The organism is Stenotrophomonas sp. STEN035 (assembly GCF_056759935.1).
The window spans coordinates 110627-129067 of the sequence record NZ_JBRRDY010000010.1 but is presented as its reverse complement, the minus strand read 5'-3'; the positions used below and the strand labels follow the sequence as shown (position 1 = coordinate 129067).

The 18441-nt window shown below is 62.6% G+C and carries 13 protein-coding genes; 4 read left to right on the top strand and 9 right to left on the bottom strand.

Annotated features, from left to right (window positions below; genetic code table 11):
• Nucleotides 1-186: 186 nt before the first annotated feature.
• The 7 genes from ACVOLL_RS07575 to ACVOLL_RS07545 all read right to left on the bottom strand — a co-directional run bounded on the left by ACVOLL_RS07575 (nt 187) and on the right by ACVOLL_RS07545 (nt 7354).
• Complete coding sequence (locus ACVOLL_RS07575) at nt 187-2160, bottom strand: hypothetical protein (RefSeq protein ID WP_481512337.1); 1974 nt, start codon at nt 2158-2160, stop codon at nt 187-189.
• 382 nt (nt 2161-2542) lie between these two features.
• Complete coding sequence (locus tag ACVOLL_RS07570; RefSeq protein WP_481512336.1) at nt 2543-4192, bottom strand: M28 family metallopeptidase; 1650 nt, start codon at nt 4190-4192, stop codon at nt 2543-2545.
• A 65-nt stretch (nt 4193-4257) separates the two neighbouring features.
• A complete protein-coding gene (locus tag ACVOLL_RS07565; protein ID WP_481512335.1) occupies nt 4258-5508 on the bottom strand; it encodes an RNA polymerase sigma factor in 1251 nt (416 codons plus the stop codon).
• Between the two features lie 167 nt (nt 5509-5675).
• Nucleotides 5676-6032 (bottom strand): DUF1428 domain-containing protein, encoded by a 357-nt coding sequence (locus ACVOLL_RS07560; RefSeq protein WP_282268480.1) that lies wholly within the window; start codon nt 6030-6032, stop codon nt 5676-5678.
• A gap of 13 nt (nt 6033-6045) precedes the next feature.
• On the bottom strand, nt 6046-6459 hold the full coding sequence (locus tag ACVOLL_RS07555) for a VOC family protein (protein ID WP_481512342.1): 414 nt from the start codon (nt 6457-6459) through the stop codon (nt 6046-6048).
• Entirely contained in the window at nt 6456-6893 is a 438-nt protein-coding gene (locus ACVOLL_RS07550) for a VOC family protein (protein WP_481512334.1), read from the bottom strand. The genes ACVOLL_RS07555 and ACVOLL_RS07550 overlap by 4 nt, the downstream gene beginning before the upstream one ends.
• A gap of 29 nt (nt 6894-6922) precedes the next feature.
• Nucleotides 6923-7354, bottom strand: coding sequence for a YciI family protein (locus tag ACVOLL_RS07545; protein WP_481509603.1), 432 nt, complete (start codon nt 7352-7354; stop codon nt 6923-6925).
• Between the two features lie 167 nt (nt 7355-7521).
• Here ACVOLL_RS07545 and ACVOLL_RS07540 point away from each other — a divergent pair, with 167 nt between their 5' ends.
• The 3 genes from ACVOLL_RS07540 to ACVOLL_RS07530 all read left to right on the top strand — a co-directional run bounded on the left by ACVOLL_RS07540 (nt 7522) and on the right by ACVOLL_RS07530 (nt 14693).
• Nucleotides 7522-7896, top strand: a complete 375-nt coding sequence (locus ACVOLL_RS07540; RefSeq protein ID WP_481512333.1) for a YciI family protein — start codon at nt 7522-7524, stop codon at nt 7894-7896.
• Between the two features lie 379 nt (nt 7897-8275).
• Entirely contained in the window at nt 8276-11302 is a 3027-nt protein-coding gene (locus tag ACVOLL_RS07535; protein ID WP_481512332.1) for a TonB-dependent receptor, read from the top strand.
• Nucleotides 11303-11657: 355 nt separating this feature from the next.
• A complete protein-coding gene (locus ACVOLL_RS07530) occupies nt 11658-14693 on the top strand; it encodes a TonB-dependent receptor (protein WP_481512331.1) in 3036 nt (1011 codons plus the stop codon).
• 105 nt (nt 14694-14798) lie between these two features.
• Here the strand turns inward: ACVOLL_RS07530 and ACVOLL_RS07525 are convergent, their stop codons facing one another.
• Nucleotides 14799-16883, bottom strand: a complete 2085-nt coding sequence (locus ACVOLL_RS07525; protein ID WP_481512330.1) for an NHL repeat-containing protein — start codon at nt 16881-16883, stop codon at nt 14799-14801.
• 87 nt (nt 16884-16970) lie between these two features.
• On the opposite strand from ACVOLL_RS07525, the gene ACVOLL_RS07520 reads away from it, so the two are divergent.
• A complete protein-coding gene (locus ACVOLL_RS07520) occupies nt 16971-17444 on the top strand; it encodes a hypothetical protein (protein ID WP_481512329.1) in 474 nt (157 codons plus the stop codon).
• 171 nt (nt 17445-17615) lie between these two features.
• On the opposite strand, the gene ACVOLL_RS07515 is transcribed toward ACVOLL_RS07520, so the two are convergent.
• On the bottom strand, nt 17616-18389 hold the full coding sequence (locus tag ACVOLL_RS07515; protein ID WP_481512328.1) for a lytic transglycosylase domain-containing protein: 774 nt from the start codon (nt 18387-18389) through the stop codon (nt 17616-17618).
• Nucleotides 18390-18441 lie beyond the last annotated feature (52 nt).

Below are 18441 nucleotides of genomic sequence, written 5' to 3'. Positions count from 1 at the left end.
GGCACGCGGCCTGCCACTAACCCCGTAAATGGGCGACCAAGCCGGGTTGGGCGGTTTTGGAAAACCCGGGCCTTTGTAGGAGCGGCGTAAGCCGCGAAGCCGGCAGCAATGACGGGCCAGACAAGCCCGCAATCAGATGATCGACCTGCTTCGCGGCTTACGCCGCTCCTACAAATCCGACCTGCATCACCGGGATCGCCACTCTGCCGGCAGCGCCCAACGCGCCACGCCATCGCCACACAGGCCGATCAGCGCGTCACCCTGCGGCGCCCAATGCAGCTGGCGCAGGTCCCAGCAGGCGGAGAGGCTGGCATTCAATGACAGTGATTGCCCCGACTCAAGATTCCACACCGCCAGCACCGGGGTGCTGCCATCGTTGCCGCCAAGGGCCAGCAGGCGCCCGTCGGCCGAGGCCGTTGCCGCGTTCAAGGAATTCAGCCCCGGCAACGCCAACGAATAGCGCAGCTTGCCGCTGGCCAGATCCACCACATGCATGCCCGGATCGCGCCGTGTGCCTTCCATCAGCACGAAGCCGACCGCAACCCAACCGCCCTTGGCCGAGCCCAGCGGCGCTGGCACCCACTGCGCCATGCCGGTGTCGTCATTGCCATCAGCCTTGCCGAAGCGGCGCGGCAAGCTCAGCACGCGACTGACCCGACCGGTGGTGCCATCCAGCTCGGTCAAGCCTGCCGGGTCCTCGATCCAGAAACCTTGTCCGGGCCTGTCCCAGCGTACCGGCTTGACCAGCGAGTTGCCCGGATAGCTGCCAACCACACCTTGCCGTGGCGCATCGAAACGCTGCGCATAGATCCATGGCTCGCCGTCGGCCGATGGCGTCGCCTGCGGCTGCAGTACACGCAGCACGTCTCGGATCGCGCCACCGCCGTCCAGGGCATGGTCGTACGGCACCGGCCGACCTTGCGTGTCATGCGTCCACTTCCAACCGCCGCTGATCGGCTGACGCACACCGGCTGCCCAACGCAGCGGATGTGCGATCGCCCGCTGCTGGTCCAGGCTGTACTCCACGATCTGCTGCTGTACCGCCAGCCAGGCGTTACGACCCTGCAGGTCCACACTCAGGCCAGCACGACCGGTATCCGCGCTGGCTTGCCAAAGACGCTGCGGCTTCTCGCCCATGCCCGGCGCCCATCGCCACAAGGCCTCGGGATAGCTGCTGAGCAGGAGCACGCTGCCATCGGCCAGCGGCCGCATGTCGTAGTAGTCGCCACTGCCGAAAGGCAGCAGACGCTGCGCTGCGGTCGCGTCCTTGTTGCCGCCCGGTGCCGCCAAGGTCGGTTCGATGATGCGACTGTCTGCTTGCGCTGGCGGCTGCCAATCACTGGCGCTGACGCCGATCTGCAGGGCAGCGCCGGGCAGCGCGCGCACGGCGTCATAAACCGGCGTGAACACCGCCTCAGGCACGCGGCGGCGGCTCAAACGTGGCGAGGGGCCACCGCCCATCACGTTGAACTCGCGCAGCTGGTCGACGATGCCACCGTTCGGATTTGGCCAGTCGTCAGTCCGGCTCAAACTGATTGCCGTAGCCGACTTGCCCAATGCTTCGTCGACCTGCATCACCCGCACTTGGATCGTGCTCTTGGCGCGGCCGAGTACACCGTGCTTCTGCTCGGCACTGGCCTGCCAGCTGGCGAAGCTGCCCTGCAGTTCGGCCAGCTTGTCGCTCATCGCATCGACGGTTGCGTCACGCTGGAGGCGCTGCTCGCGCAGCGGCAGTTCCTCGACCAGCAGGGCGCCCTGCTCCACCGCCGTCTGCAACGCAGGCATGCGGTAGCGACGGATGAACTCGGCCTTCAGTTCCGGTCGGCGCGCGATCAGCACATTGCCCCAGCCGTGGTCCATATAGGCCACGCGGGTGCGCTGTACTGGCGCATTGAATTTGCCCAGCGGTGCCAGGCTGGCCTGCACCACCGGCAGCACCTGCTCAAACGGCAACGCCACCACCAGTTCCACCCTGTCCAACGGGCGTTGCTGTTTGGCCAGCAACGGTGCCTGCAGGGCTGACGGCAGGCCTTTCTCTGGCGCCTGCTGCGCGGTCGGCAACATCTGCCAGTTTGCCGGCAAAGGCGCGGCAGAGGCCCACAACGAGGAGGTGATGCCAACCAGGCACAGGATCGCGCCGCAGGCGCTGGTGTTTGTCATGGGTCTTCCTTGATGGTGCTGTGACCGGATTCTTGGGGGTTGTATGTATTTGTGGGCCCCCTGCCCTCACCCCAACCCCTCTCCCGGAGGGAGAGGGGCTTGTAGTGCCGAGCCATGCTCGGCAGGGGCTTCACCGGTAAGGCCTCAAGCGCAGGATCGCTGCGCTCTAAAGCAAAAGCCGCCCTCACCCCAACCCCTCTCCCGTGAACGGGAGAGGGGCTTGTAGTGCCGAGCCATGCTCGGCAGGGGCTTTACCGGTAAAGCCTCAAACGCAGGATCGCTGCGCTCTAAAGCAAAAGCCGCCCTCACCCCAACCCCTCTCCCGTGAACGGGAGAGGGGCTTCAAAGCTTTAAAGCCTTCAAACTTCTAGGCCCTCAAACCTTACTTGCGCTCTGCCGCACTCGCATCACGCGTCGCACGGAAACTTTCTTCCGGGCTCCAGTTCGGCCAGTCGCGCGAGTTGGCCAGCTTCTCGCCCAGCGTGTACAGCACTTCCAGGTCACGCGCGGCGCCGGCGAAGGTCCAGTCGGCCTGCCATTCGTCGCCCTGCTGGTGGTAGCGCTTGGCGGTGTACTCGTCGGAGGCCTTCTTGCCGGCGGCGACGCCACCGTCAATCCAGTCCTGCCCCGCCCCGTACGACAGCGCAGGCACACCGCGCTTGGCGAAGGGGAAGTGATCCGAGCGGAAGAACAGGCCGGCTTCCGGCTTGGTGTCCGGCGTGTAGCGGATGTCCCAGCCCTTGGCCACGTCCTTGAGCTGGTCCAACAGTTCGACCTTGGCGGTACCGTAGATGCCGAAGTCACGCGACGGGCTGTACGGCGACATGCCGTCCATGTTGATCACCGCCACCGTCTTGGCCAGCGGGTACAGCGGATTGCTGGCGTAGTACTCAGAACCGAGCAGGCCCTTCTCTTCCGCCGTTACGGCGAGGAACAGCACCGAACGCTGCGGCCTTGGCTGGGTGGCGAAGCCACGTGCCAGCTCGACCAGGGCGGCGGTGCCGGAAGCGTTGTCCATCGCGCCGTTGAAGATGCGGTCACCGCGCGCGTCCGGTTCACCAACGCCGATGTGATCCCAGTGACCGGAGTAGATGATGGTTTCGTCCGGGTAGGTGCTGCCTTCCAGGCGCGCGACCACGTTGTGCGAGGTGATGACTTCGTTCTTGACCTGGTAGTTGGCCGAGAAGGTTTCGCCCTTCAGCTCCACCGGCTGGAAGTCACGCGACTGCGCCTGCTTCTTCAGCGCTTCGAAATCCAGACCGGCGCGCTTGAACAGCTCCACCGCCAGGTCGCGCTGGATCCAGCCTTCCAGCGCCGGGTGCGCCTCGGCCGGGTTCTGCCGGACCACGTCGAACATGGTGTTGGTATTGGAGCCAGCCACCGTTGCCCAGCCATAGGAGGCCGGTGCGGTTTCGTGGACGATCAGCACGCCAGCGGCGCCCTGGCGCGCGCCCTCTTCGTACTTGTAGGTCCAACGGCCGTAGTACGTCATGCCCTTGCCGTCGAAGTCACCGGCACCGGTCTCGAAATCCGGGTCATTGATCAGCACCACGGCGATCTTGCCCTTCAGGTCCACGCCCTTGAAGTCATCCCAGTTGCGCTCCGGCGCCTTGACGCCATAGCCCAGGAACACAAGCGGTGCGTTGCTGATGTCCACTGCGCTGGCGCCGTTCATGGCCGCACGCACGGCGATCTCCTGGCCCTGGGTCAGGGTCTGCGGCTTGCCTTGGCTGCTCAGCGACAGCACCGGCTTGCCAACGATGTCGCCCTTGAGCAGCGGCACGGCCTGGGTCCACAGGCGCTTGCCGTCCTGCAGGTCGCCGCCCGGCTGCATGCCGGCAGCAGCGAACTGCTTGCTCAGGAAGGCGATGGTCTTCTCCTCGCCAGCCGTGGCCGGGGAGCGGCCCTCATAGGCGTCGGAGGCGAGCTCGCGGACGTCGGCCGAGATGCGGGCGCCATCAAACTTGGGCGGGGCAGCCATCAGGGCTGTGGATACCGACATCGCCAACAGGCTGATTACGACTCGTTTCACGCTGTACTCCAGTGGTAAGGCAACTTTTGGAGTGTAGCCAGCCCAGCGCTCTGATGTGCAGTGTCTTATTGCAGGGTTGCCGCCCGGCTCCGCAGCGCCTCGCGCTCGCGCGCATTGCTGCTCAGCAGCGCTGCCTGCTCGAACGCCTGCCTTGCTTCGGGTGCACGTCCAAGCCGCGCCAGCAGGTCACCGCGCACAGCCTGCAACGGCGCGTAGCCTTGCAGCTGCGGGTCATTGATCAACACCTGCAGCAGGCTCCAGGCCGGTGCCGCACCGTGGGCCTGCGCCACCGCAACCACGCGGTTGAGCTCCACCACGGGTGACGGCATCACCTCGGCCAGGCGCGCATACAAGTCCGCAATGGCCTGCCAATCAGTCTGCTCAGCCTGTCGTGCGCGTGCGTGGCAGGCGGCGATACCGGCCTGCAATACATAGGCGTCATCGGCCCCGCCCAACTTCATCGCCTGATCCAACGCTGCCTGGCCGCGTGCAATCTGCAGCCAATCCCAACGGCTGCGATCCTGCTCCAACAACAGCACCGCTGAGCCATCGGCCGCTGCGCGCGCACGCAGGCGTGAGGCCTGCAGCTCCATCAAGGCCAGCAGGCCCAGCACCGGTACGGCACTAGGCATCAATCCAGTCAGCACCCTGCACAGCCGCAGCGCTTCTTCACATAGCGCCGGCCGCATCCAATCCTCACCGCTGCTGGCGGTATAGCCCTCGTTGAACACCAGATAGACCACGTCCAGCACCGATTGCAAGCGTGCGGACAGCTCCTGCAGACGCGGCACTTCGAACGGCACCTTGCGTTCGGCCAGCAGGCGCTTGGCGCGGACGATGCGCTGGGCGATGGTGGGCTCGGGAACCAGGTAAGCACGTGCGATCTCGGTGGTGCTCAAGCCGCACAGCAGGCGCAGGGTCAGCGCGACCCGCGCATCGGCAGGCAGTTCGGGGTGGCAGGCGACGAAAACCAACCGCAACAGATCGTCACCGATGTCGTCCAGATGGTCGGACTGATCCGCGCCCATGGCGTAGTCCTGCTGTTCGTCGATGATCTGCGCCTGCCGCTGCGCATGCAGGCGCCGTTGCCGCAGCCGATCGATTGCGCGCCGCTGTGCGGTGGCCATCAACCAGGCGGCTGGATTGTCGGGAATGCCTTGTTTTGGCCAATGCTCCAATGCCGCGACCAAGGCGTCCTGCGCCAGTTCTTCAGCGCTGTCGAGATCGCCGAGCATGCGTGCCAGGCGCGCTACCAGACGCGGCGATTCCATGCGCCAAAGGGTGTCGAGCAGTCGTTGCAACTGTGGATCGGTCATAGGCGCGATCAAAGCATCGCGGTGAGATTGCTGCAAGCAAGCAGCGCATTCGCGGGAGCGGCGGTAGTGCAGGCCCATGCTCGGCATGGGCCTGCACCGGTGATGCGAAAAGCCAACCCCTCCCCAGCCCTCCCCTCCGCCTTCGGCGCAAGGGAGGGGGCGGAGCATCACAACTGCACAAACGGCTTGAATCCGCCCCAGAACATGCGCTTGCCATCGAAGGGCATGTCCTTCGGTCCCATCCCGGCCAATCGTGGATCGGCCATCGCCTTGGCATTGACCTTGTCGCGGTGCGCGCGCGAGCGGAACACCACGTAGGCGAACACCACCACCTCGTCTTCCTTCAGCTTCACCGCCTGCGGGAACGAGGTGCGTTTGCCCGGCTTCACGTCCTCGGCCACCGCTTCGACATAGGCCAGGGCGCCGTGCTCCTTCCACACTTTCCCGGCCTTGCGTGCGATGCGCTTGTAGTCATCGATCTTCGCGCTGGGTACCGGCAATACATATCCATCCACGTAAGCCATGATCGTCTCCTGGTTATTGGCCCGGCTCGCCATCCATATGGGCGATTTCCCACAGATGGCCATCCAGATCCTGGAAGCCGCGCTGGTACATGAAGCCGTAATCACGCGCCGGCATCGGTTCGCTGCCGCCGGCGGCCAAGGCCTTGTCCACCAGCTCATCCACCGCTGGCCGGCTGACCGCCGACAAGCAGGTGATCACCTCGGTCTGCTTGCGCGCATCAATCAGCGGTTTGGTGGTGAAGGTCTGGAAGAACGGCTCCACCAGCAGCATCACGAAGATGCTGTCGCTGATCACCATGCAGGCCGCGTTGTCGTCGCTGAACTGCGGGTTGAAGCTGTAACCCAACGCGCCAAAGAAAGCCCTGGAGGCTTGCAGGTCGCGCACTGGAAGATTGACGAAGATCATCTGCGGGTTGCCCATGCTCAGCCCTCCGCCGGCATCGGCTTCATGCAGTTCACCATCCACGGCTTGCCGTAGCGGTCCAGCAGCATGCCCCAGCGGTGCGCCCAGAAGGTTTCGGCCAGCGCCATCTGCACCTGCCCACCTTCGGCCAGGGCTGCGAACACGCGTTCGGCTTCCTCGATGCTGTCCACGTCGACGTTGATGGTGGTGGCGCTGCCACCAGCACCTTGCGGACCATCGGCCGCCATCAGCGTCGCGCCGCCGGCTTCGACCTGGCAATGTGCGATCTGCTCCGGTTGCGGCATGAAACCGCCGCAGCCTTCGGCGTCCATGTCCGGACTCGGCGGCATGTCGCCGTATTTCATCTCCGACACCACCGTGCCACCCAGCGCCTTGGCGTAGAACGCCATTGCCTCGTGGGTCTGACCGTTGAAGCCCAAAAACGGAATCAATTTCATCGTATTGCTCCTGCTGCTCGGGGTTGGGTTCAGTTGTTGCGTTCGATCTGCTCGCGTAAACGCTGCTCCTGGGCCTGCAATTCCGGGGTGAAGGCCGCGCCGAAATCTTCAGCTTCGAAGAACGGCCGGATCTCCACTTCCACCGCACTGCCGTTGGTCGGGGTGAACGGGGCACGCTTGAGCCACTCCACCGCCTCGTCCAACGAGCGCACCTGCCACAGCCAGAAGCCGGCAACGAGCTCGCGGGTTTCGGCGAAGGGGCCGTCGATCACGCTGCGGCCCTCGGCTGCGAAACGGACCCGAGCCGCCTGTGAAGTGGGCTTCAAACCCTCGCCGGCCAGCATGATTCCGGCCTTCACCAGTTCCTCGTTGAAGGCTCCCATCGCGGCGATTTCCGCCTGCGTGGGCATCACCCCGGCCTCGGTCTCGGGGGTCGCTTTCACCAGCACCATCACTTTCATCACTGTGCTCCGTCGCAGGCGGCATGCCCGCTATACATCAGGTACGACGAAGCACAGCGGACAACCTCGACAGCGTTGCGGGATATTTTTTATGAATGAATTCATGCCGCAATGCAGCAACCCCGATGCGACATGATGAGCGCTTCCCGTGTCATGAGGCTGCCCCCATGAAGTTCATGCTGTTGATCTACATCGACCCGCAACTGCTGCAGACCTTGCCTGCCGATGACTACGACACGCTGATGCGCGGCTGCCTGCAGCACGCCGATGCCCTGCAGGCGGAAGGCACATTATTGATGTCGCAACGCCTGCAACCACCGGCCAGCGCACAGACGCTGCGCAATCGCCAAGGCCAGTCGCGGATCATCGATGGCCCGTTCGCCGAGACCCGCGAAATCCTGGCTGGCTTCAACCTGATCGAGGCGGCAGACGCCGACGAAGCCATGCGCATCGCCAGGCAATTCCCGTGGGCGGCTTACGGCAGCATCGAGGTGCGGGCGGTGGATGATCTGGATGTGGAGCGGGTACGGGTCGGGGCGTGACAGACGCCATCTGGCGCGGCCCATGCAGCCAGCCTCAAGCATCCCGGCAAGGAACTGTTACAGCCCCTTCGCACTGACCATTGGCGTCCAGAGCCTCACTCCAACCCGGCGCGTCGCCGGGTTTTTTGCACCCAGAATCAATTCAGTACGCATAAGTACGGAGCTTGCGAGCAAGCGAGAGCTATGAGTATGAACAGGAGCAAACTCTCATTCGCATTAAATTTTTACTTGTATTTCAATGATTTGAATTTTGTTTCAGCTGATATTGTAAATCCATCGCGAGTGAAATTAAGATTTCGTTCAGCTGTAACGAAAACTACATTTCCGTGCAGCGCGGTTGCAACAGCAATTTGCCAAGTCAATGAACCAAGGAAATTTGATGACCCGCAGCACTAATGTCACCCGGCTCAAGCGCACCGCGCTGGCCATCGTCCTCACCTCGGTCATCGGCGCCGCCGCTGCCCAGAGCACCACCGGCTCCCTGTTCGGCAACGCCCCATCCGCCGCCGGCGCCACCATCACCGTCCAGAACGAATCCGGTCTCAAGCGCAGCGTTCCGGTTGATGCCAATGGCCGCTACAACCTCGGCTCGCTGCCGGTAGGCAAGTACTCCATCCGTCTTGAGCGTGATGGCCAAGTCCTCGACAAGCGTGAGAACGTACTGCTGCGCGTCGGTGCAGGTACAGAAGTCTCCTTCGGCAGCGAAGGTGCAACCACACTGGATGCGGTGACAGTTACCGCTGCCAGCATGCCCAAGATCGACGTCAGCAACACGGTCTCCAAGTCCGTCATCACCTCCGAGCAGCTCGACGTCCTGCCATTGGGCCGTTCAGCCGAAGCCATCGCCCTGCTTGCTCCGGGCGTGGTGAGTGGCAGCGGTTTCTTCACCAACGGCTCGCGTTCGGTGCTGTCGTTTGGCGGCTCCAGCGTCACCGAGAATGCGTACTACCTCAACGGCTTCAACACATCCAATCCGCTGAGCAACATCGGTGGTGTCAGTCTGCCGTATGGCTCGATCGACCAGCAGGAAACCTATACCGGCGGCTATAGCGCGCGCTACGGCCGTTCCACCGGCGGCGTGATCAATCAGCTGGGCAAGCGCGGTACCAACGAATGGCACTTCGGCTTCCAGACCACCTGGGCACCGGACTCGCTCGCCGCCTCGCCGCGTGACATCTGGTACCCGAACGCAACACTGAAACCGGGTTACGTCTACTCCAATCCGAAAAAGCCGGGTACGTTGTACCGTTCTCGCAACAATGACACTGCCACCCGTACCACGGTAAGCGGCTATGTCAGTGGTCCGTTGATTGAAGACCGCCTGTTCGTCCACTTGGCTGCGGAGACGGACAAGAAGGATGGCGTGTCCACCAACAGCGTTGCCTCCAGCACGCAGGCACGCGACAACTACACCATCGACACTCCGAAGTTCTACGGCAAGATCGACTGGAACATCACCGACGACCACACCCTGGAATACACCCGCATCCAGAACACCGACCGCACCAGCGGTTACTACACTGCCTTCGACTATGAAACGCTGAAGGAAGGCGAGCGCACTGGTTCGTTCTCCGACACGACCAAGATCAAGGACGACTACGACATCTTCAAGTACACCGGCTATCTGACCGATGACTTGACCCTGAGCGCCGTCTGGGGCCGCAGCACGCAGAGCAACCTGCAGTACAACCCCGGCGAATCGAACAATCCCTACCTCAGCGGCGTGACCCTGCAGGATCCGAAGATCACCGGCGGCAAGCCGATCCGCAACGACCAGGCCAGCCGCGACACCAAGGCTGACAATGCCGGCAGCACCACCCGTGGTCTACGCGTGGATCTGGAGTACCGCCTGGGCGATCACCAGCTCCGCGCCGGTATCGACAACATGTACTACAACGCGAAGAACGAAGGCCAGAAGATCACTGGTCCTGGCTATGCGTGGTACTACTCCAGCATCGCCCCGAACAAGTCGCCGAGCCCGGGCTTCAACATCACCCCACCGGGTGGTGACGGCTACTTTGCCTACAAGTACGTCCTCGCTACCACCACCAGCATGTCGGTCGAGCAGAAGGCCTACTTCCTGGAAGACAACTGGCAGGTCACCCCGAACCTGCTGCTGAGCCTTGGTGTGCGCAACGACAAGTTCACCAACTTCAACAGTGCGGCCGTTGCCTACGTGGAGAGCGGCGACCAGTGGGCACCGCGCCTGGGCGCCAGCTGGGACGTGTTCGGTGACTCCTCGCTGAAGGTGTTCGCCAACCTGGGCCGCTACTACCTGGCCCTGCCGAACAGTGTGGCCATCCGTGGAGCCTCGGCCTCCACCTTTACCCGCGAGTACTTCACCTATACCGGCATTGATGCCAATGGCGTGCCGACCGGCCTGACCGCGCTGGGCCCGGGCCCGGTGTCCTCCAATGGCGAATATGGCGTGACCCCGGATCCGGCAGGCGTCGCGCCGACCGATCTGAAGTCGCAGTATCAGGATGAGCTGATCCTTGGTTTCGAAAAGACCATTGGTGAATCCTGGAACACCGGCGCCAAGGTCACCTACCGTCGCCTGCAGACCGCGATCGACGACATCTGCGACCCGGACCTGATGGAAGCCAAGCTCCAGTCGATGAATGTCGACACGAGTGGCCTCGAGATCCCGGGCTGCGTGATCTTCAATCCGGGCAAGACCAATACCTTCCTCGCCAAGCATGTGGATGGCTCCGGCTATACCTCGTTCACCATGAATGGTCAGGACTGGGGCTATGGCAGCACCAAGGCCAAGCGTGACTATGTTGCGGTCGACCTGTTCCTTGAGCATCCGATGACCGACAAGTGGTACGGCCGTCTGGACTACACCTGGTCGCGCAACTTCGGTAACACCGAAGGCCAGGTGAAATCGGATATCGGTCAGGACGATGTATCGAAGACCCAGGACTGGGACGCAGCGGCACTGATGGAATATGCCGGTGGCTACATGGCCAACGATCGCCGTCACCAGTTGAAGGGCTTCGGTGCGTACCAGTTCAACGACGAATGGACCGCATCAGCCACCGTGCGCATCATGTCGGGCATGCCCAAGACCTGCCTGGGCTTCTACGGCACCGACCACAGTGAGCCGGTGGCCGGCTATGGCGCTTCCTTCCATTACTGTGACGGCAAGCCGTCGAGCCCGGGTGATGCCGGTCGCCAGCCGTGGACCAAGCAGCTGGACCTGGGTGTGATCTATCGTCCGTCCTTCGCCGACCACAAGTTGGCCTTGGGTCTGGATGTGTTCAACGTGCTGAACGAGCTGAAGCAGGTGCAGTCTGATGCCCGCTTCGAGGCCAACCCGTACACCGTATCCAACACCTACGGTATCGGCACCTACTACACCGCACCGCGTTCGGTGCGCCTGACCGCGTCCTACGACTTCTGATAAGGAAGCGCAGTCGCAAAGCAATCTCTCATTGAAGATGTACTTGAAACCCCGGCCTGGCGCCGGGGTTTTTTTTACATCCGCGGCAGCAACCGCTGCGAGCTGCTGTACCCGCACCCATCAACACAATACAACCGCAAGTTCCTCACAGAACATTCTGAGGTTCGAAGTAAGTTGTTCACGAAATTGACAGATGAAAAAAGGCCATAAATAAAAGTAAAGCCCCTCATATTCAACACCGTAATTTGTCAGGCAACAGACTGAGTCGCCAAATCTCCTTGAGAGTTCCGTCAGCAAGGCACTCGCAACGCAAGGTTTGAGAGTCACCTGCCAACTACTCCTTTGAGGGGATTCGATGAGCACTTACACACTGACAACGCGCGTCTTCCAACGCGCTGCACTGGCATTGATGCTGGGCGCATGCGTGACCTCGGCCAATGCCCAAAGCACCACCGGGGACATCATCGGCATTGGCTCCGCATCGCAGCGGGTACAGGTAAAAAATTTGACGACCGGAAATGCACGCGAGGTGCAGGTTGCAAGCGATGGCAGGTTCCGCATCTCTGCGCTGCCCACTGGCCAATACGAAGTGTCAACGCTGGATGGCAACACGGTTGTCAGCACCACCAAGGTTCGGGTGATTGCCGGGCAAGCAAGCACCGCCGACTTCACCGCCACCGACGGTGCCACCTCGCTGGATCGCATCACCGTGCGAGGGCATTGGCCAAACCAGATTGACGCAACCAGCGTTGAAACCCGCACCACCTTCACTGCCGAGCAGCTCAATACCTTGCCGGTAGGCCGCGATATCACCAGCGTCTCGCTGCTTACACCAGGCACGATTGCCAGCTCCGGTTACTTCGGCCCAGCCTCCTTCGGCGGCGCGTCGGCTGCGGAAAACAGCTACTACGTCGATGGGTTCAACGTCACCAATCTGTACGACAGTCTGTCGTTCTCGGAGGTGCCATTCCAGGCCATCGATCAACTCGACGTCCAGACCGGTGGCTACGGTGCGCGGTATGGTTTTTCCACAGGCGGTGTTGCCTCGGTCAACGTCAAACGCGGCACCAACGAATGGAAGGGCGGCTTCAGCTGGTCTGGTGTTCCCGCGGGTCTGCGCGAGAAAGCACCGGATACCTTCCGCACCGATGGCAGCCTGCTGCGCTCCTACGACAGGAACAGCAGCAGCTCCAACACCTACACCGCGTGGGTTGGTGGTCCGCTGATCGAGGACAAGCTGTTCGTGTTCGCCCTGGGCGAGTTCGGCCGCTCCAAGCAGACCCTCTATGGCTCCCGCGTCGGCAGCCAGATCCGTACTACCGCTGCTCCGGACACACCGGTTGTTCCGGCCTCGTTGGACACAACCGCTTACGACTACGATTCCAAGACTCCGTACTGGCTGGTCAAGCTGGACTGGTACCCCAACGATGAAAACCACATCGAGTACACGGGTTTTGACAATGGCAGCCGCTACACCTACGACTACTTCAAGGCGGCCTATGGCAACGATGGCAGCAATGGAGAGCCGTCCAAGATCAGTGCGCTGGGTCAACTGGTTGGCAAGAGTGGCGGCCAGACCGACATCTTCAAGTGGACCAGCTACCTGACCGATACCTTGACCGCGTCACTGCAGTACGGACAGATGCGCAACCGCAACTCACAGTTCACCATCGGTCCCGACGGCACCCAGAGTTACTACGATGGCGACGTCAACGGCGCCGCCGGCGCCTGCCCCTACGTGATAGGCACCAGCGGTTCGCAGATTGGCTGTGCGGCAACCAGTACCGTCGGCATGAAGGGCGGCAAGGACAAGCGCAAGAACACTCGCCTTGACCTGGAATGGCAGTTGGGCAAGCACAAGATCAGCGGCGGCTACAGCGACGAAGATTGGGATTCCACCGCAGGTACATCCTATTCGGCGGGCGCCTACTGGCGACTGACCCCATCCTATGCCTACCTGATCAATTTCCGCACTGGCGGCGGTATTGGCATCGACCAGAAGTCCTGGTACCTGGATGACCACTGGCAGATCACCGACAACTTCATGCTCTACGTCGGCGTCCGCAACGATTCGTTCAAAAACAAGAACGGCTCGGGCGCTACTTTCGTCAAGCAGGACAACATCTGGCAGCCGCGTCTGGGCTTCTCGTGGGATCTGTTCGGCGATGGCAGCAGCAAGTTGTACGCCTCATTGGGCCGCTACTCATTGCCGATTGCCGCCAACGTTGCCCTGCGCGCCGCATCTGCCTCGTACTACACCTACAACTACTACACCTATAGCGGCTTTGACCCGGGCAGCGGCGTTCCCAACGTCACCGGCTCCTATGGCGACGGCGCATACGACTTTGTGGTGAACGGCGAAGACGGCACTACACCAGACCCGAAGGCCGTCGCCACCAGGGGCCTGAAGCCGTATACACAGGATGAGGCCATCGTCGGCTATCAGTACGAGCTGCACTCGGACAACAATTGGCTCGATGCATGGACGCTCAGTGCCAAGGCCACGTATCGCCGCGTCAACAACGTCATCGATGACACCTGCGATACCCGCCAGCTGTACAACGCTGCAGAGGATGCCGGCTATGACGTCTCCAGCTGGGGCGATGAGTGGGGCGTGCGCGAAGGTCTGCCAGGTTGCTATCTGTACAACCCCGGCCACGACCTCCGCCTCGCCCTCGACGTGGACGGCGATGGCACCGCCGAAAACATCAACGTTGCTGCCAACAAGCTGGGCCCCGATGCCAAGCGCTATTACAAGGCATTGACCCTCGCCGCAGAAAAGCACACCGACAAATGGTATGCCAGCTTCAACTACACCTGGGCCAAGCTCAGCGGCAACTACGAGGGCTTGGTGAAGAGCACCAACGGCCAGAGCGACACCGGTACCACCTCGGACTTCGACTTCGCCGAGCTCATGTATGGCGCCGATGGCTACCTGTTCAACGACCATCGCCATACGTTCAAGCTTTACGGTGGCTATAGCTTCAATGATGAGTGGCAGGTGGGTGCCAACATCCAGGTGCAGTCGGGCGCACCGATCAGCTGCCTGGGTGGCGGTACGGGTACGTTCGGCACCGAGTATGGCTACGCGGGCGTATTCCACACCTGCAACATTGGTGAAGACGACATCTCCAAGCTGGGCGGCTCCGGCCGCACGCCGTGGACGCTCAACTTCAGCCCCAATGTTGTCTACAAGCCGAAGTGGGCCGAAGGCCTGAGCATGCAGCTCTCGGTGCTCAATGCCTTCAACTCGATAAAACCACTGCAGGTGTATGAGACCAAGTACTCGACCAACTCGGCGGGGACCATCACCGACTTCTACAACTACCGAGCCGGCAAGTACTACACCACGCCGCGCTACGCCCGCCTGCAACTGCAATACGACTGGTAAACAGCAAGCCGAAGCCAAGGTGGCTACGGGTGATCCTACCCGTGGCCACCTGCAATCAGCGCCGCCAGCCTTTCCACCACCTGCCGAGCAGGCGGGTTCGCGCAATCATTGCGCAATGCTGATATCGAGCCTGTTGCCCACCGCAGCTTCATTGCCACTGTAGTCTTTCGCGGTGATCCGGATCGTGTAGTTGCCCGGCTGCAACTCCATCGGCTGCAGCTCGCCACCGGCCAACAAACCATCACGCACGGTATTGGTCAGCACGTAGCGGAAGCGGGTAGAGCTGCTGCCATGCACGGTGATGCCACTGTCCGCGGCATAAGCGAGCTTCACCGCTTCGCGTTGCGGCGGCATGCGGTTGAAGATGATGTTGGTACGCGGCTGTTCGTAGCCGGGCAACGCGCGACCAGTGGCGTCGAGTATCTGGTAACCCAGGCTGTACAGACCAAGCCGGCGTCGCGGCAGGTTGTTGTCGACCTGGTCCCAGGCCTCGACCACCAACTGCAGGCCACCAGCACTACCCGGCACCTGCAGGCGCCCGTCGAGCTTGTCGGTCAGTCGCTGATTGTTGCCATCGAGCAAGGCGATGTCGTCAATCTTCGGGGCGACATGGTCGGCGTAGTTGGAGAAGCCAAGACGCACTGCATTGCGCTCATAGCCGGATGGGCCCACTGCAAGATGCACATGCGCCTGGTTGTTGATGCTGCCCAATGCGTCACCGGGCTGGAAGCGGGTGCCACGACGTACACGCACGCGATCCAGCTGGCCGGCTTCGTCGTAGACGAGCTGCATGCGCGCTGGATCCAGCGCACGGTTGGATGCATCGCGGCCAACCTTCATGTGGATGTAGTCGAGCTTGTCCAGCGACAGACCTTCGGCTTGGCCACCCAGCGTCCAGGTCGATGCAGGACTGCTGACCTTGGCATTGGCGATGGCCAGCACGGTCTGACCCACGTCACCGCGCACATCGAAACCACTGTGCAGGTGGTGCCTGCTTTCGCCGCTGAAGTTGCCACGCACTTCGCCCAGCGTGCCGGTGACTTCATGCCAGCCCAGCTGTGGTGCCAGCGGCCAGCGGCCCTGGTTGGCGGGCAGCGGGTTGTCAGGCGAGGGGCCGAGTAGCGCAGGCACATCAGCAGCTGTCGCTGTGCGCGGCACAAGGTGGTGAATGCGATAGGCATCGGCGTCGCTCAACAGCAGGCTGCCATCTGGCGCCAGCGCCAATCCTGCAGGGCGCGCGAAGCGCTGGGCATCGTTGCCGGCCACGGCCACGATATGGCCGTGTGGTGACAACTGCACCACGCGGCCGCTCAGCCGCTCGCCAACATAGACCACGTCGTCATGGGTGATGGCCAGAGTCATCGGCCCCCACAACACCCGATCGGCGTCGGGCATGCCAACCCGGGTACTGACCAAACCGGTGCTGCTGACCGTGCGCAGCGCGTTGTTCTGCAGGTCGGCGACCCAGAGGTTGCCGTGGCTGTCGAACTTGAGGTCGGTCGGCGTATCAAAGCGGGCCTGTACGCCCTGCCCGTCTTCCCAACCCGGCAGTGCACCACCGGCCAAGGTGCTGACCGTACCGTCGGTAGCAATCATACGGATACGGTCATTCCAGGTATCGGCGACATAGACGCGGCCGTCGGCGCCCACCGCCACGCCCATCGGTCCATTGAAGCGCGCCTGCGCCCCCTTGCCATCGGCGAAGCCGGGCGCGCCGTCACCGGCCAAGGTGGTGACCTTGCCCTGCGCGCTGATCCTGCGAATGGCATGGTTGCCGGTGTCAGCCACGTAAAGATTGCCGTGCGCGTCCAAGGCGATGCCCGACGGCGTATTGAACTTCGCCGCAGCGCCTTGGCCGTCAGCAAAGCCTTCAAGACCACCAGCCAACACCTGGAAGGCTCCGTCCAAGCCGCGATAGAGAATGCGGTTGTTGTCGCCTGCATCGGCGACGAACAACACGCCACCGCCCATCGCCAGCCCCCACGGATCACTGAAGCGGGTCTGCGCGGCCTTGCCGGCGCTGTTGCCCGCCACACCGTCGCCGCCCAGCAACTCGATCTGCGCCTGCCAGCCCAGCGGTGTAGGCGGCAGACCAGCTGGCGCGGGCGCCTGCGGCGCCCACACGAAGGTGGCAGCCAGCGCGGCACCGGTCACGGCGATGACGGCAATTACCCAATGTTTGCGATCCATGTACACCCAACCAACTACGGACCCGGCACGATAGACCCTCACGGCCCGCGGCGGAACCGCCGAAAGCCCTGCATGGTGGAGAACCGTATGCATCTATATCTGCAAGAAGAGGAGATCCGCCTGCAAGCCGGGCGGAGCACGGATATCAGCCTGCCGCTGTCACTGCCCTCGCTGCTGGAGGCCGGCCTGCGGCATTTCCCGCCTTCGGAACGGGCAATGGAACAGGCCATCGCCAGCACCGAGGATGCCCTGATGCCATGGATTCCAGCGCTACGTTTGGATTCGCTGGAGGTATTGGAGTGTGCCGATGCAGTGCTGGCGCCCTTGCCGGGCGTGCTGGGCTATCCGCCACAAGCGATCTGTGAGCTGGGCATCGACGAAGTCGAGCGGGCATTCAACCAGTTGTCACAGGTAGCGGCGGGGATGCCGGCAAAGAGCCTGGATATCCCCGAGCGCCCGGATTTCGTCGCCGCGCTTGTGGTGGTGCGCGAGCTGATGCACCACGTTGGCTGGGAGCAGTTGCGATTGCTGGAGGCTGGGCTGGTTGGTACTGAGAATTAAGGCCAGAGCAAAAGCCCCCCTCCCCAACCCTCCCCTTGCCTGCGGCAAAGGGAGGGGGCAGTTCGCGCGGCGCCGCAGCTTTGGCTTGAGCCCCCTCCCTTGCGCAGCAGGGGAGGGCTGGGGAGGGGTGCTTTTGCCCCGCTTTTGCCTTTCTCAGTCCGGGAGAACCAACTACAAAGCTGGCTTCTCAGGCCCAGTCCCCATCGCCTCCCGGTAACGCCCATACAAGGCCAGCACCTTGTCCACGTATTGCCGCGTCTCCGCATAGGGCGGCACTCCGCCATAGCGTGCAACCACGCCGATCCCGGCGTTGTAAGCCGCTGCCGCCAACGTCCGGTCACCGTTGTAGCGACGCAGCAGCGACTTCATGTAACGCGCGCCACCGCTGATGGATTGTGCAGGCGACAAGGGATCACTCACCCCATACTCAGTTGCCGTCTCCGGCATCAACTGCATCACCCCCTGCGCACCCTTGGGTGACACTGCTTTTTCGTCGAACGCACTTTCTGCGTGAGCAACCGCACGCAGCCAGGCATCGTCCACACCGGTGGCCTTGGCAGCGGCCCGGAATTGTGGGGCATGCCGGTTCAACTGCGGCGTGCCTGCACGGCCCAGACCTTCATGGGCCGGCTCGCCCGGCGGCGTGGCCACGGTGAAACGCAGATAAGGCGTTGAGCCCGGCAGGTTGCGGGTGGAATAGACCAGCTTGCCATCCTGCTCACGCTCATACAGGGTGCCACTGAACACACCGAAGTTGCCCCAGAGATTGGGGGCCTGCACGGCGTTGTCATCGATCTCGATGGCCTTGCAGTTGGAACCCGGCTCCGGCGCAGTGGCCATGCTGACCGTGCCTTTCTGCACGCAGCGGTACACCGTGCGCGCCTGCAACGGCGGGCACAGCCCGTACAACAGCAGCAACAGCACAAGCACGGCCGCGCGCGGCATGGGGGGGTAGATCCAATCGCGGTGAAGGAAACGATGCTGAGCCTGCCTGTTT

Bases quoted from the DNA above. Each gene is read 5' to 3' on its own strand.
- ACVOLL_RS07575 (WP_481512337.1), bottom strand. From the start codon at position 2,160: ATGACAAACACCAGCGCCTGCGGCGCGATCCTGTGCCTGGTTGGCATC.
- ACVOLL_RS07565 (WP_481512335.1), bottom strand. From the start codon at position 5,508: ATGACCGATCCACAGTTGCAACGACTGCTCGACACCCTTTGGCGCATG.
- ACVOLL_RS07560 (WP_282268480.1), bottom strand. From the start codon at position 6,032: ATGGCTTACGTGGATGGATATGTATTGCCGGTACCCAGCGCGAAGATC.
- ACVOLL_RS07550 (WP_481512334.1), bottom strand. From the start codon at position 6,893: ATGAAATTGATTCCGTTTTTGGGCTTCAACGGTCAGACCCACGAGGCA.
- ACVOLL_RS07545 (WP_481509603.1), bottom strand. From the start codon at position 7,354: ATGAAAGTGATGGTGCTGGTGAAAGCGACCCCCGAGACCGAGGCCGGG.
- ACVOLL_RS07540 (WP_481512333.1), top strand. From the start codon at position 7,522: ATGAAGTTCATGCTGTTGATCTACATCGACCCGCAACTGCTGCAGACC.
- ACVOLL_RS07535 (WP_481512332.1), top strand. From the start codon at position 8,276: ATGACCCGCAGCACTAATGTCACCCGGCTCAAGCGCACCGCGCTGGCC.
- ACVOLL_RS07530 (WP_481512331.1), top strand. From the start codon at position 11,658: ATGAGCACTTACACACTGACAACGCGCGTCTTCCAACGCGCTGCACTG.
- ACVOLL_RS07525 (WP_481512330.1), bottom strand. From the start codon at position 16,883: ATGGATCGCAAACATTGGGTAATTGCCGTCATCGCCGTGACCGGTGCC.
- ACVOLL_RS07520 (WP_481512329.1), top strand. From the start codon at position 16,971: ATGCATCTATATCTGCAAGAAGAGGAGATCCGCCTGCAAGCCGGGCGG.
- ACVOLL_RS07515 (WP_481512328.1), bottom strand. From the start codon at position 18,389: ATGCCGCGCGCGGCCGTGCTTGTGCTGTTGCTGCTGTTGTACGGGCTG.